This window comes from Janthinobacterium sp. RA13 (assembly GCF_000745325.1).
In the GTDB taxonomy this organism is placed as follows: Bacteria; Pseudomonadota; Gammaproteobacteria; order Burkholderiales; family Burkholderiaceae_D; genus Janthinobacterium; species Janthinobacterium rivuli.
The window spans coordinates 3,334,318-3,347,701 of record NZ_JQNP01000001.1; the positions used below are offsets into that span (position 1 = coordinate 3,334,318).

Sequence of the window (13,384 nt, forward strand, 5' to 3'; positions counted from 1 at the left end):
CGCAACGGCGCACTTCAACGTATTAAATTTGCATCAAAAGCGGGGAAATCCGGTATGGCCCCACTTTTGGTGTATCCTATATCCCTTCGCAACAACGGCTCACGCCTCCTATGCCCGAGCACCCTAGTGGCGTCAGAACTGACGTCAAGCCCCACCGGTCACTGTTTGAACGCCTGACCGCACTCATTTCCCCCGAGCCAGAGAACCGTGCAGAATTGCTCGAAGTTCTACACGATGCGCATGAACGCAAGCTGATCGACGCCGACGCCCTGTCGATGATCGAAGGCGTGTTCCAGGTATCGGATCTCTGCGCGCGCGACATCATGATTCCCCGTTCGCAAATGGATGTCATCGACATCAGCAAGCCGATCGAGGAATGGATGCCGGAAGTCCTGTCGACCGCCCACTCGCGCTTCCCCGCGATCGAAGGCGAGCGCGACAAGGTCATCGGCATCCTGCTGGCGAAAGACTTGCTGCGTTATTACGCAGAAGAAACTTTCGACGTGCGCGACATGCTGCGCCCCGCCATCTTCATCCCCGAATCGAAACGCCTGAATGTGCTGCTGCGCGATTTCCGCGCCAACCACAATCACATGGCCATCGTCGTCGATGAATACAGCGGCGTCGCCGGCCTGATCACCATCGAAGACGTGCTGGAACAGATCGTCGGCGACATCGAGGACGAATACGACTTCGACGAAGCCGAGGACAATATCCTCTCGCTCAAGGAAGGCCAGTTCGGTCCCCGCTGGCGTGTCAAGGCGCTGACCGAGATCGAACAGTTCAACGAGGAAGTGGGCAGCCACCTGGTCGACGACGACGTCGACACCATCGGCGGCCTCGTCTCGAAGTACCTGGGCCGCATGGCGCACAAGGGCGATATTTTCGACCTGGGCAATCTGCGCTTCGAGGTGCTGCGCGCCGATGCGCGCCAGGTGCACGTGCTGCTGGTCGAGCGCCTGCCCAACGTGCCGGAACTGGAACTCTGACATGCGCGTGCTGTAAATGCGTTTCAGACGCGTCGATCCCAACGCCCCCGCCAAACCGCCCCGCAGCACGTGGGCGCGCATGCTGACTGCCGCCATCGCTGGCGCCGTCGCGGTGCTGGCGTTCGCCCCTTTCGGCTACTGGCCGCTGCAAATCCTCAGCCTGAGCGTGCTGTTCTACCAGGTGCTGCGCGCATCGAACGTCAAGGCCGGCGCGCTGATCGGCTGGGCCTATGGCTTTGGCTGGTGCGCGGCCGGCACGCACTGGCTGTATATCTCCATGCACCGCTATGGCGACATGGCCGCGCCGATCGCCGCCATCGCCGTGGCCCTGCTGGCCCTCCTGATGGCCATTTACGTGGCCCTGGCCATGGGCGCGGCCGCCTGGCTGCGCCAGCGCTGGGTGCTGTCCCTGCCCGCCATGACCTTGCTGGTATTGCCCGCCACCTGGACCCTGTTCGAATGGACGCGCGGCTGGCTGTTTACGGGTTTCCCGTGGCTGGCCACCGGTTACGCCCACAATGCCAGCCCGCTGGCCGGCTTTGCCCCCATCGTCGGCGCGTATGGCCTGGGCTGGCTGGCGGCGCTGTCGGCCGGCGCTCTGCTGCTGCTCACACACCGCACGCGCTGGTTTGCGCTGGGCGGCGTCATCGCGCTGTACGCGGCCGGCATCGGCCTGCAGTACGTGGCCTGGACGCACCCGGTCGGACGCCCGATCACGGTGCGTCTGTTGCAGGGCAACGTGCCGCAGCAGCAGAAATTCGACCCCGGCTTCGTGCTGGGCGCCCTGCAGATGTACCAGAGCGCCATCACCAGCGCGCCGGCCGACCTGATCGCCACGCCGGAAACGGCCGTTACCGTGCTGCCGCACCAGCTGCCGCCCGGCTATCTGGATAGCCTGGCGACGTATTCGCAGCAGACGGGCAGCACGATTTTGCTCGGCATGCCCGTGCTCGACGAGCAGCAGCGCTTCTACAATGCGGCCGTGGGGATCACGCCCAACGGCACGCCAGGCCCCTACTACCAGTACCGCAAGCACCACCTGGTGCCGTTCGGCGAATTCGTGCCGCCCGGCCTGCACTGGTTTGTCGCCATGATGGCCATCCCGCTGGGCGACATGGGCCGCGGCGCGGAAGTCCAGGCGCCTTTGCCCGTGCGCGACCAGCTGGTGCTGCCGAATATCTGCTACGAAGACTTGTTTGGCGAGGAAATCGCGGGCCAGCTGGCCAGCGCCCACCGCCATGGCAAGCAGTCGGCGTCCGTGCTGCTCAATATCTCGAACCTGGCCTGGTTTGGCGATTCGATCGCCATCCCGCAGCATCTGCAGATTTCGCAGATGCGCAGCCTGGAAACGGGCCGCCCGATGCTGCGCTCGACGAACACGGGCGCCACGGCCGTCATCGACGGCAAGGGCGTGGTGCAAAGCCTGCTGCCGCCGGAGCAGCAAGCCACCCTGGCGGCCAAGGTGCAAGGCATGGGCGGCATGACGCCATACATTCTGTACGGCAATAAACTGGTGCTGGCCCTGACTGCGCTGGCCCTGCTGACGGCCTTCCTGCTGTCGCGCGCCGCCCGCCGTGGCCGCGCCGCGCAGCAATAAGCGGCCGATATTGCCCGAAGAGTCACAGTGGGCCCGTAAAAACCGCTAAAATTAGCAAAACCCCGGCCCGGACGCGCTGCCAAGCATGCGTCCGGGCTTCAAGCAAACCTTAACAAAGCGCAGCCTCCCGCGCGGCGAACTCATACGATGCTCACATTTCAACAAATTATCCTGACCTTGCAAACCTATTGGGACAAGCAAGGTTGCGCCCTGCTCCAGCCTTACGACATGGAAGTCGGCGCCGGCACCTTCCACACCGGCACCTTCCTGCGCGCGATCGGCCCGGAACCGTGGCGCGCCGCGTATGTGCAGCCGTCGCGCCGCCCGAAAGATGGCCGCTATGGCGAAAACCCGAACCGCATGCAGCATTACTACCAGTACCAGGTGGTACTCAAGCCCGCGCCGGAAAACATCCTCGACCTGTATCTGGGTTCACTCGCCGCGCTGGGCCTGGACTTGAAGCAGAATGACGTGCGCTTCGTCGAAGACGACTGGGAAAGCCCAACCCTGGGCGCCTGGGGCCTGGGCTGGGAAGTCTGGCTGAACGGCATGGAAGTGACGCAATTTACCTACTTCCAGCAAGTGGGCGGCCTCGATTGCAAGCCCGTGCTGGGCGAGATCACCTATGGCATCGAACGCCTGGCCATGTACTTGCAAGGCGTGGAAAACGTGTATGACCTGGTGTGGACCGAGTGGGAAGAGAACGGGGTTACCAAGAAGCTGACCTACGGCGACGTCTTCCACCAGAACGAGGTGGAGCAATCGACCTACAACTTCGAGCACGCGAATACGGACCTGCTGTTCGAACAGTTCGGCAACTACGAAGCGGAAGCGAAGCGTTTGATCGAGCTGCAACTGACCCTGCCCGCCTACGAGAAAATCATGAAGGCTTCGCACAGCTTCAATATGTTAGATGCGCGTGGCGCCATCTCGGTGACGGAACGCGCCGCCTACATCGGCCGCGTGCGCACCCTGTCGCGCCTGGTGGCACAAGCGTATTACGACTCGCGCGAGCGCCTCGGTTTCCCGATGCTGCCCGCCGCAGACCAACCCGCCGCCGCTTGATCGCCTAGCTCATACACCGCCGTACCAGACAAGAACACCATGAACCAAACACTGCTCATCGAACTGCTGACCGAAGAACTGCCGCCGAAAGCGCTGGCCAAACTGGGCGCCGCCTTCACGGCCGGCATCGTCAACGGCCTGAAGGCGCGCGACTTCCTCGAAGCCGACAGCGTCGCCACCAGCTACGCCTCGCCGCGCCGCCTGGCCGTCTCCATCACCAACGTGCGCGAAGTCTCGCCCGACAAATCGATCCGCGAAAAAGTCCTGCCCGTCTCCGTGGCGCTGGACGCGAACGGCAACGGCACGCCGCCGCTGGCCAAGAAACTGGCCGCGCTGGGCTTCCCCGACCTGACGGTAGCCGAGCTGGAACGCGCCGCCGACGGCAAGGCTGAAAGCTTCTTCTACACGTACACGGCGCCAGGCAGCCAGCTCGCCACCGGCGCGCAGGCGGCATTGACGGAATCTTGCGCCAAGCTGCCGATTCCAAAGCTGATGAGCTATCAGCGCCCGGACGGCACCACCGTGCAATTCGTGCGCCCTGCCCACAGCCTGATCGCCCTGCACGGCATCAATATCCTGCCCCTGACCCTGCTGGGCCTCACGGCCGGCCGCACCACCCTGGGCCACCGCTTCCTGACCGACGGCGAGCCGATCACCATCGCGCACGCGGAAAACTACGCGCCATCGCTGATCCTCAACGCCAGCGTCATCGCCAGCAACGAGGAACGCAAGGAACGCATCCGCGCCCAGCTGCTGGACAAGGCCGGCGCCGACCAGGTGCTGATGCCCGAAGCGCTGCTCGACGAAGTCACGGCCCTGGTCGAATGGCCGGTCGTGTATGAGTGCCACTTCGAGGAAGAATTCCTGGCCGTGCCGCAGGAATGCCTGATCCTCACCATGCAGACGAACCAGAAGTATTTCGCGCTGACGGACAGCGAAGGCAAGCTGCGCTCGCGCTTTTTGATCGTCTCGAACATCGAGACGGACACGCCCGAGCACATCATCGGCGGCAACGAGCGCGTCGTGCGCCCGCGCCTGTCCGACGCCAAGTTCTTCTTCGAGCAAGACAAGAAGAAGACCCTGGCATCGCGTTTGCCGCTGCTGGCCAACGTCGTCTACCACAACAAGCTGGGCACGCAAGCGGCCCGCACAGAGCGCGTCAAGTCGCTGGCCGGCGCCATCGCCGCCAAGTTGGACTACGACGTGGCCCTGGCCGAACGCGGCGCCCTGCTGGCCAAGGCCGATCTGCTGACCGACATGGTGGGCGAATTCCCCGAGCTGCAAGGCATCATGGGCACCTACTACGCGCGCCATGACGGCGAGCCGGAAGAAGTGGCGCTGGCCGCCTCCGAACATTACCAGCCGCGCTTTGCCGGCGACAGCCTGCCAACCACCGGCACCGGCACCGCCGTGGCCCTGGCCGACAAGCTCGAAACCCTGGTCGGCATCTGGTCCATCGGCCTGGCTCCGACAGGCGACAAGGACCCGTTCGCGCTGCGCCGCCATGCGCTGGGAGTGCTGCGCATGCTGCTGGAAAAACGCTTGCCTTTGTCGATCCAGGGCTTGCTGGCGGATGCGGCCGCGCAGTTCGCAGCCGTTCCCGGATTCAAGGACCCCGTCGCGGATGTCACCACCTTCATGCTGGACCGCCTGCGCGGCATCCTGCGCGAGCGCGGCTTCTCGCCGAATGAAATCGAAGCCGTCGTGGCGCAAAACCCGGACCGCCTGGACGACATCGTGCAGCGCCTGGAGGCCGTGCAGGCGTTTGCCGCCCTGCCGGAAAGCGCCTCGCTGGCAGCGGCCAACAAGCGCATCACGAACATCCTGAAAAAGAACGAGGAAGCAGTGAGCCAGGTCGCCGCCGGCGGCGTCAACGTGGCGCTGCTGCAGGACGAAGCGGAGAAAAAACTCGCCGCCGCCGTCTCGCGCGTGCAGCCGGAAGTCGACGCGGCCTTCGCCAAGGGCGACTTCACCAGCACCCTGCAAACCCTGGCGCAGCTGCGCGACGATGTCGATGGCTTCTTCAATGACGTGATGGTGATGGCCGAGGATGTCGCCCTGCGCAACAACCGCCTGGCCTTGCTGTCGTCGCTGCATGGCATGATGAACCGCGTGGCCGACATTTCGAAGCTGGCGGCATAATGGGCACGCCGGCGCTGAAACTGATTATTCTCGACCGCGATGGTGTCATTAATCATGACTCGCCGGACTTCATCAAGTCGCCTGCCGAATGGCTGCCGATACCCGGTTCGCTCGAAGCGATCGCCCGCCTGAACCAGGCTGGCTATCGCGTGGTCATCGCCTCGAACCAGTCGGGCATCGCGCGCGAATATTTCGACATGACGGTGCTCAACGCGATCCACCAGAAGATGCACACCCTGGCGCAGCAGGTGGGCGCCGATATCGACGCCATCTTCTTTTGCCCGCACGCGGGCGCGGACAATTGCGACTGCCGCAAGCCGAAACCGGGCATGTTCCATGAAATTTCGCAGCGCTACAACACCAGCCTGAAAGGCGTGCCCACGGTCGGCGATTCGCTGCGCGACCTGCAGGCCGGTTTCATCAGCGGCTGCGTGCCCTACCTGGTATTGACGGGCAAGGGCGAAAAAACCAACGAAACGGGTGGCCTGCCGCCTGGCACCCAGGTCTTCGCCGACCTGGCCGCCGTCGTCAGCCACCTGCTCAAGGCGCCCGCGGCATCGGCGCCCGCCGTGGCATTGAGCATCTAATCTTCGGAGAACCGCATTGCGTAATATTTCCCTGTTCCTGCGATCCCTGCTGTTCATGATCATCATGATCGTGGCCACCATCGTCTGGGCCTGCGTGTGCTTTTTTGCCGCGCCATTGAGCTACAACAAGCGCTATTGGGTCACCTCGCGCTGGAACGTGTTTATCCTGTGGTGTGCCAAGGTCATTTGCGGCATCCGCTATGAAGTCAAGGGCGCCGAGAACTTCCCCGATGCGCCAGCCATCGTGCTGTCGAAACACCAGTCGGCCTGGGAAACCATCTTCTTGCTTCCCAGCCTGCCACGCCCGCTCGTGTATGTGTTCAAGAAGGAGATTTTGTACATCCCCTTCTTCGGCTGGGCCATGGCGCTGCTGCGCATGATCCCCATCGACCGCAAGCAGGGCAAACATGCGTTCAAGAGCGTCGTCGCGCATGGCAAACGACGCCTGGCCGATGGCCAATGGATTATCATGTTCCCTGAAGGGACCCGCATTCCCGTCGGCCAGGCGGGCAAGTACAAAAGCGGCGGCACGCGTCTGGCGATTGCCACGGGCGCCGTGGTGGTGCCGATTGCGCACAATTCAGGCGAGTGCTGGCCCAAGCAGTCATTCCTCAAACGCCCGGGACTGATCACCGTCTCGATAGGCAAACCGATTTCGCCGGAAGGGCAAACCCCGGACAGCATGATGCAACAGGTGGAAAATTGGATAGAATCAGAAATGCGCGTCATTTCGCCTCACGCCTACAACGCTGGCTAGACGGCATCAGCGCGGTCATCCAGGAGCCGACACTGCGCCAGCAGATGAAGACCATCAAGGTCGGCGACCAGCAACTGGATTTGTTCGCGCATGACGTCTCGACCAGCACTCCCCCGGCGGTGCGCCCCACGGCACCGCCAGCGCCGCCCGTGGAGGCCAAGCCTGTAGTTCACCTGGCGCCGCCACCGGCGCTTGTCACGCCTCCCGCGCGCCCTGTCCTTCCCTCCCCGCCACGTACCGCTGATGGCCCGCCATTGCGCCAGCTGCAGCTGGGCAGCCACCTCGTCGAATTCGCCCTGCGCCGTTCCACGCGCCGTTCCATCGGCTTCATGATCGACGATAACGGCTTGCGCGTGACGGCGCCCAAGCGCGTCACCCTGGCCGAAATCGACAACGCCATCCGCGCCAAGCAGAGCTGGATCGTCTCGAAACTGCTGGAGCGGGGCGAGCGCAAAGTGCAGCGCCAGCAGCGCCCGCCCGTGGCCTGGGTCGACGGCGCCGTCCTGCCTTACCTCGGTGGCGAGATCACCTTGCGATTGCACCAGGCACCGCGCCACCGCGCCAGCTTCCAGCGCGAGACGAATGAGCTGCACGTATGGGTCACGCCCACGGGCAGCGAGCAGCAATTGAAGGAAAAAGTGAAGGGCTGGTTCCAGCATGAAGCGCGCCAGCTGTTCGAGGCGCGCCTGGACGTGTATGCGGACAAGCTGGGCGTGCGCTACGATTCACTGTCGCTATCGTCGGCCGGCACGCGCTGGGGCAGCTGCACCATCGAGCGCAAGATCCGCCTGAACTGGCGTTTGATCCACTTCGCCCTGCCGCTGATCGACTACGTGGTGGCGCATGAACTGTCGCACCTGCTGGAAATGAACCACAGCCCCCGCTTCTGGGCCACCGTGGAGTCGATTTATCCCGATTACGATGGCGCCAAGCAGGCGCTTAGAAAACGCTCGCAGGAGCTGCCCGTTTTGTTCCAATGAGACGGCACTACCGCCTGCGCCGTAGGCATGGGATACTGGATGTTCCATCCTGCCCATTTCGTCCATGAATATTTTCAAGATGCTGTTTGGCGCCAAGGCTGCCGCCGCGCCAGCAAGCCAACCACTGCCTGCAGCGCCCAGTGACCAGCCCTCGCTGGAAGATGAACTGAACCATTATTCCGGCTATGAACGACAGGCCGCGCTGGAACGCTGTGCCGCTCTGGACAGGACAGACCTACTGCCCTTGGTCATCGTGCGCCTCAATGACTGGGTGCCTGCCGTGCGCGATGCAGCGCGTGTCACCATGCAGCACCTATTGCCACTGGCGCCAGTCCCCCAGTTATTGCAGATACTACCGAACGTTCTGCGCCTGCGTGAAATGAGCAGGAGCGACCATGCGGACTGGCTGCAGCACTTTGAACGCACCGTACTTGAACTGCTGAGCGTGCAAGACTTGCTCGATGGCGTCTGTGGCAAGAACGTCCATGTCGCCAGGAGCTGCTTCTACATGCTGCACCAGTACGGTCTGGGCGATCGAGCACAATACATCGGTATGGCGCTCGCCACGCGCGGAGATACGGTACTGGCAACGCAAGCGCTACGGCTGTGCGCCAGCACCGCACCCGACGTACAAACGGCGCTATACCTCAAAGCGATGTCGTCGCCTTTCGGCCGGATACGTACCAGTGCGTTATTGTCGCTGACGCAAGCGCCTGGCGGCCAGGATATGCGCGCGCTGGCGTTGACAAGCCTGTTGGATGCCCAAGCGTCGGTACGCTACCTGGCCGTCGCCTGCCTTCAAACAATGGGAGAGGATGCACGCATCAGCTACCGCGCCATTCTGGCCAATCCGGCATCGAACACGCAGGCCATTCGTGTCAGCCTGCTGTCGCTGGGCAGCCTGCGCGCGCCAGAAGATCTTGAGCTGATTCGTGCCTTTACGCAGTCAACGCCGCCATCCGTGCGCCTGGCGGCCTACAACGCCTGGTTCAAGGCGGCGCCATCCGATAAAGACGAGATCGCCCTGCAAGCTGCAGGCGACGTAGCGCCAGGCATGCAGAAATTTGCCTGCCAAATGGTATCGCGTCAGGGTGCGTTCATTCCCTTCGCCACACTGCGCCCCTTGCTGGAAGCGAGGGGTGAGCATTATCTGCTACTACGCTACGCTTCCGGCAACAAGTGGCAATGGCTCGCGACCATCGCGCACCTGGCCCTGGCGCACGCACCACACGGGCCACCCCAGACGTACCTGGACCATGAACTGCTGCGTTGGATCAGGGATGCTCACCGCATTACCGGTGAGCCGAATGGTCAACAGCATGACCTTCTGTCACAAGAGTACGCACAAGCAGCGCTGCGCGCGCTGTTGACAGTGCACGACGAGCAATACAGCACGTTGCTCACGCATGAACTGGCACTGCATCAGTTGACTCCTGCCAAGACCCCGCAGCACTAAACTATCGCAGCAAAGGTTGGACGGCAGCGATAGTGCGCGGCGTGGCGCCCCGGTGCTGCGCCGCAAACGCCAGCGCCTTTTGGCCCATCGACGCCAAGCGCGCCGGATCCTGCAGCAAAGCCGACGCCTGCGCCATCAGCGCATCGGCATCCGCCACCAGCGCGGCGCCGCCGGCGGCGATCGCCTGCTCGGTGACCAGCGCGAAATTGAAGGTGTGCGGGCCGATCAGCACAGGCTTGCCCAGGGCCGCCGGCTCGATCAGGTTTTGTCCGCCCAGCGGTAGCAGGCTGCCGCCCACAAAAGCGCAATCGCAGGCCGCGTAATACGCAAACATCTCGCCCATTGAATCGCCCAGCAGCACCTGCGTGCCCGCAGCGACGGCATCGCCCTGCGCCAGGCCGGACCTGCGCTGCACGGCCAGGCCCTGCGCCGATATCAATTTTTCCACCTCGTCGAAACGCTGCGGATGGCGCGGCACGATCAGCAGCAACGCATTCGCAGGCAAGCTGGCACGGGTATAGGCATCGAGAATCAGCTGCTCTTCCCCTTCGCGCGTGCTGGCGCATAGCAGCACGGGGCGCGGGTGGGACGATGCATCGATGGCGCCGCGCAGCCATGCCCCCGTCGCCAGCGCCGCCTCGGGCACGACGACGTCGAACTTGATGCTGCCCGTGACGACGACTTCCCGCACGCCCAGCTGGCGCACGCGATCGGCGTCGTCCTGCGTCTGCGCCGCCACCAGGGTGATGCCGCGCGCCGCATCGGCAATGAGTTTGCCCAGTCGCTGCGCCTTGCCCAGCGAGCGCTGCGACAGGCGCGCATTGGCCAGCACCACGGGCACTTTGTAGCGATTGCATTGGTGGATCAGATTCGGCCACACTTCCGTCTCCATCAGGATGCAGATGCGCGGTGCGAAATGGCGGATGAAACGGGCCGGCATGGCGCCCGTGTCATACGGCAGATAGCTTTGCACGAGGCGCGCGCCGTGTTTGGCGAACAGGGATTTGCCCGTGGCGCGCCCCGTCGGCGTCATGTGCGTGAGGACGATGCGGCACGCGGGCCAGGCGGCCAGCAGCGCATCGATCAGCGGCTCGGCCGCACGCGTCTCGCCGACGGAGACGGCGTGCAGCCAGATGGTGTCAGGAAGAGGTGCCGGCTGGCGGCCGTAACAGCCCAGGCGCTCGCCCCAGTGCTGGCGGTAGCCGGGTTCCTGGCGTCCGCGCAGCCACAGCCGCGCCAGCACCAGGGGCAAGGCCAGCCACCAGGCGAGGGTATAAAGAAGTCGCATGTTTATTGAATGTTAAAGTCAGGCGGGAGGATAGTCGGCCAGCAGGCGCCGCGCCGCGGCCAGCACTTCCGGCACGCCGGGCGGCGCGCCTTTGTCGCCCAGGTTGATGATTTTCGGCGACCAGTTGCCTTCCGTTTTCCACAGCGGCGAATCGGCATAGATTTCCACCGTAGGACGCACGAAGGCGGCGGCGATATGCGTCAGGCCCGTGTCAACGCCGACCACCAGCGCCGCGTGGCGCGCCAGCAGGGTGGCGTCGCCCATCGACAGTTTCGGCAGCACGCGCGCGTTGGGCAGGCCGGCCGCCAGCACTTCCGCTTCCGCCTTTTCCTTGGGCGAACCCCAGGGCAGCAAAATCGGCATGGGCGCCAGCGCCTGGCCTAGAGATATCCAGTATTCCGGCGCCCATTTCTTGGCGTCGCGCGCCGTGCCGTGGAAATACACGCAGTAGGGTGCGTCGCCCATCCAGTTCGGGCGCGGCTCGCTGTTCGATACTTCCGGCAAGCCGAAATCGGCCGGGGTGTCGACCGCGTAGCCGAGTGCCGCGCCGGCCACCAGTCGGCCGCGCGCCACCGCATGCGTACGCGGGTCAAGCGGAATGCTTTTGGTATGGAACAGGCGCGAGATGCCTTCATAGCCGGAGCCTTCGCTGCCATTGGCCAGGCCGACCTTCTGTCCGCCCGGCGCCAGGCGCGCGGCACCCATGATGATGCCCGTCTTGAGCAAGCCCTGGGTATCGAACACATAATCGTAATGCGTCTGGCGCAGGCTGCGGAAGAAGGCGGCGATTTCCGCGCGCGTCTCCTTCTTGCCCAGGCTCTTGCGCCAGCGCCGCAGCGCGAACGGGAAGATGGTATTCACGCGCGGGTTCAGGCGCACCAGACTCGTGTAGCCCTCTTCGACCACCCAGTCGATGGTCGCGTTCGGGAAATGGCGGGCGAGGTCCGCCACCATCGGCAGGTTATGCAGCACGTCGCCCAGCGAGGACACCCGCACCAGCAGGATTTTCAAGGGCGCCTGTGCGCCAGGTTGAGCCGCCATGCTGTCAGAACGGCAGTTCGGCGTCTGGCTTGGCGGCCAGGATCACGCTCTTGAACTGTCCCTGGATGCGCGCCAGGGCTGCCGGCGTTTCCGCTTCGAAGCGCATGACGATCACCGGCGTGGTGTTCGACGAACGGGCCAGGCCGAAGCCGTCCGCGTATTCCACGCGCAAGCCGTCGATGGTGATGATCTGTTCATTGCCGGGGAAGACGGCGTCGCGGCGCAGCATGTCCATCAGCGCGACGTTCTCGCCTTCCTTCAGTTCCAGGTGCAGTTCCGGCGTGCTGTCGGACTGCGGCAGGGAGTTCAGCAGGGCCGAAGGGTCGGCTTCGCGCGTGAGGATTTCCAGCAGGCGCGCGGCCGAATACAGGCCGTCGTCGAAACCGTACCAGCGGTCCTTGAAGAAGATATGGCCGCTCATTTCACCGCCCAGCGGCGCACCCGTTTCGCGCAACTTGGCTTTCACCAGCGAGTGGCCCGTCTTGTACATCAGCGGCACGCCGCCATGCTTGCTGATCCACGGCGCCAGGTGGCGCGTGCATTTCACGTCGTACAAAATCTGCGCGCCAGGGTGGCGGGTCAGCACGTCGGCGGCAAACAGCATCATCTGGCGGTCGGGGTAGATGATCTGGCCATCCTTGGTGACCACACCCAGGCGGTCGCCGTCGCCATCGAAGGCGATGCCGATTTCCGCATCCGTCTCGGCCAGGCAGCGGATCAGGTCTTGCAGGTTTTCCGGATGCGCCGGGTCCGGGTGGTGGTTCGGGAAATTGCCATCGACTTCGCAGAACAGTTCGATGACGTCGCAACCCATGCCGCGGAACAGGTCGCCCGCGAACGCGCCGGCCACGCCATTGCCGCAGTCGACGGCGATCTTGATCGGGCGCGCCAGCTTGACGTCGCCCAGGATGCGCTGCAGGTAGGCGGCGCGGATATCGTGCGTGGCATAGGTTCCCGGTTTGGCAACGTCCTTGGCGCTGGCGCTGCCGTCGTGCGCGACGATGCTGTGGTACAGGGCCTGGATCGCTTCGCCGTGGATCGCTTCACCGGCCAGCACCATCTTGAAGCCGTTGTAATCGGGCGGATTGTGGCTGCCCGTGACCATGATGCCGGAGCGCGTATCGAGCACGTTCGTGCCGAAGTACACCATCGGCGTGGCCACCACGCCCAGGTCGATCACGTCGACGCCGGCCGCTTGCAAGCCATGCGCCAGCGCCGCCGTCAATTCCGGTCCCGACAAACGGCCATCGCGGCCGATCACGACCCGCTGCTCGCCCTTGGCCAGGGCGGCCTGGCCAAAGGCCTGGCCGATCTTGTAAGCCACGCTGGCATCGAGGGTTTTAGCGATGATGCCGCGAATATCGTAGGCCTTGAAGATCGTTCTGGACAATGGAAGCATGGTGTGGGCGGTATAAGAGGGTCAAATAGGGAAGCCTGGCAAGGCGCGGCGCGCGGCTGACAGCCGTGCCACTGCGCCAGGAG

11 protein-coding genes are annotated in these 13,384 nt (G+C 64.0%); 8 read left to right on the forward strand and 3 right to left on the reverse strand.

The features are described from left to right. The first annotated feature begins 110 nt into the window (after positions 1 to 110). The 8 genes from FG13_RS14810 to FG13_RS14845 all read left to right on the forward strand — a co-directional run bounded on the left by FG13_RS14810 (position 111) and on the right by FG13_RS14845 (position 9,573). A complete protein-coding gene (locus FG13_RS14810; RefSeq protein WP_034746750.1) occupies positions 111 to 989 on the forward strand; it encodes an HlyC/CorC family transporter in 879 nt (292 codons plus the stop codon). A gap of 16 nt (positions 990 to 1,005) precedes the next feature. Beyond that, the gene (gene lnt, locus FG13_RS14815; RefSeq protein WP_035822045.1) at positions 1,006 to 2,586 is read left to right on the forward strand and encodes an apolipoprotein N-acyltransferase; all 1,581 of its coding nucleotides are present in this window, start codon (positions 1,006 to 1,008) and stop codon (positions 2,584 to 2,586) included. A 147-nt stretch (positions 2,587 to 2,733) separates the two neighbouring features. Then, positions 2,734 to 3,651, forward strand: coding sequence for a glycine--tRNA ligase subunit alpha (gene glyQ, locus FG13_RS14820; protein WP_034780177.1), 918 nt, complete (start codon positions 2,734 to 2,736; stop codon positions 3,649 to 3,651). A 39-nt stretch (positions 3,652 to 3,690) separates the two neighbouring features. Beyond that, positions 3,691 to 5,793: a glycine--tRNA ligase subunit beta gene (gene glyS / locus FG13_RS14825; protein WP_035822048.1), complete on the forward strand. Its 2,103-nt coding sequence runs from the start codon at positions 3,691 to 3,693 to the stop codon at positions 5,791 to 5,793. After that, positions 5,793 to 6,380, forward strand: coding sequence for a D-glycero-beta-D-manno-heptose 1,7-bisphosphate 7-phosphatase (gene gmhB / locus FG13_RS14830; protein WP_051959086.1), 588 nt, complete (start codon positions 5,793 to 5,795; stop codon positions 6,378 to 6,380). The genes glyS and gmhB overlap by 1 nt, the downstream gene beginning before the upstream one ends. Before the next feature lie 16 nt (positions 6,381 to 6,396). After that, positions 6,397 to 7,137 (forward strand): lysophospholipid acyltransferase family protein, encoded by a 741-nt coding sequence (locus FG13_RS14835; RefSeq protein WP_034746739.1) that lies wholly within the window; start codon positions 6,397 to 6,399, stop codon positions 7,135 to 7,137. Between the two features lie 44 nt (positions 7,138 to 7,181). Next, a complete protein-coding gene (locus tag FG13_RS14840; RefSeq protein ID WP_035822051.1) occupies positions 7,182 to 8,117 on the forward strand; it encodes a M48 family metallopeptidase in 936 nt (311 codons plus the stop codon). Positions 8,118 to 8,181: 64 nt separating this feature from the next. Further along, on the forward strand, positions 8,182 to 9,573 hold the full coding sequence (locus tag FG13_RS14845; protein WP_035822054.1) for a hypothetical protein: 1,392 nt from the start codon (positions 8,182 to 8,184) through the stop codon (positions 9,571 to 9,573). Between the two features lies 1 nt (position 9,574). Here the strand turns inward: FG13_RS14845 and waaA are convergent, their stop codons facing one another. From waaA to FG13_RS14860, 3 genes are read right to left on the reverse strand one after another with little or no spacing between them, the layout of a single operon-like run. Then, positions 9,575 to 10,861: a lipid IV(A) 3-deoxy-D-manno-octulosonic acid transferase gene (gene waaA, locus FG13_RS14850; RefSeq protein ID WP_035822056.1), complete on the reverse strand. Its 1,287-nt coding sequence runs from the start codon at positions 10,859 to 10,861 to the stop codon at positions 9,575 to 9,577. 18 nt (positions 10,862 to 10,879) lie between these two features. After that, on the reverse strand, positions 10,880 to 11,902 hold the full coding sequence (gene waaC / locus FG13_RS14855; RefSeq protein WP_035822059.1) for a lipopolysaccharide heptosyltransferase I: 1,023 nt from the start codon (positions 11,900 to 11,902) through the stop codon (positions 10,880 to 10,882). 4 nt (positions 11,903 to 11,906) lie between these two features. After that, a complete protein-coding gene (locus FG13_RS14860) occupies positions 11,907 to 13,301 on the reverse strand; it encodes a phosphomannomutase/phosphoglucomutase (protein WP_035822061.1) in 1,395 nt (464 codons plus the stop codon). Positions 13,302 to 13,384: the final 83 nt, after the last annotated feature.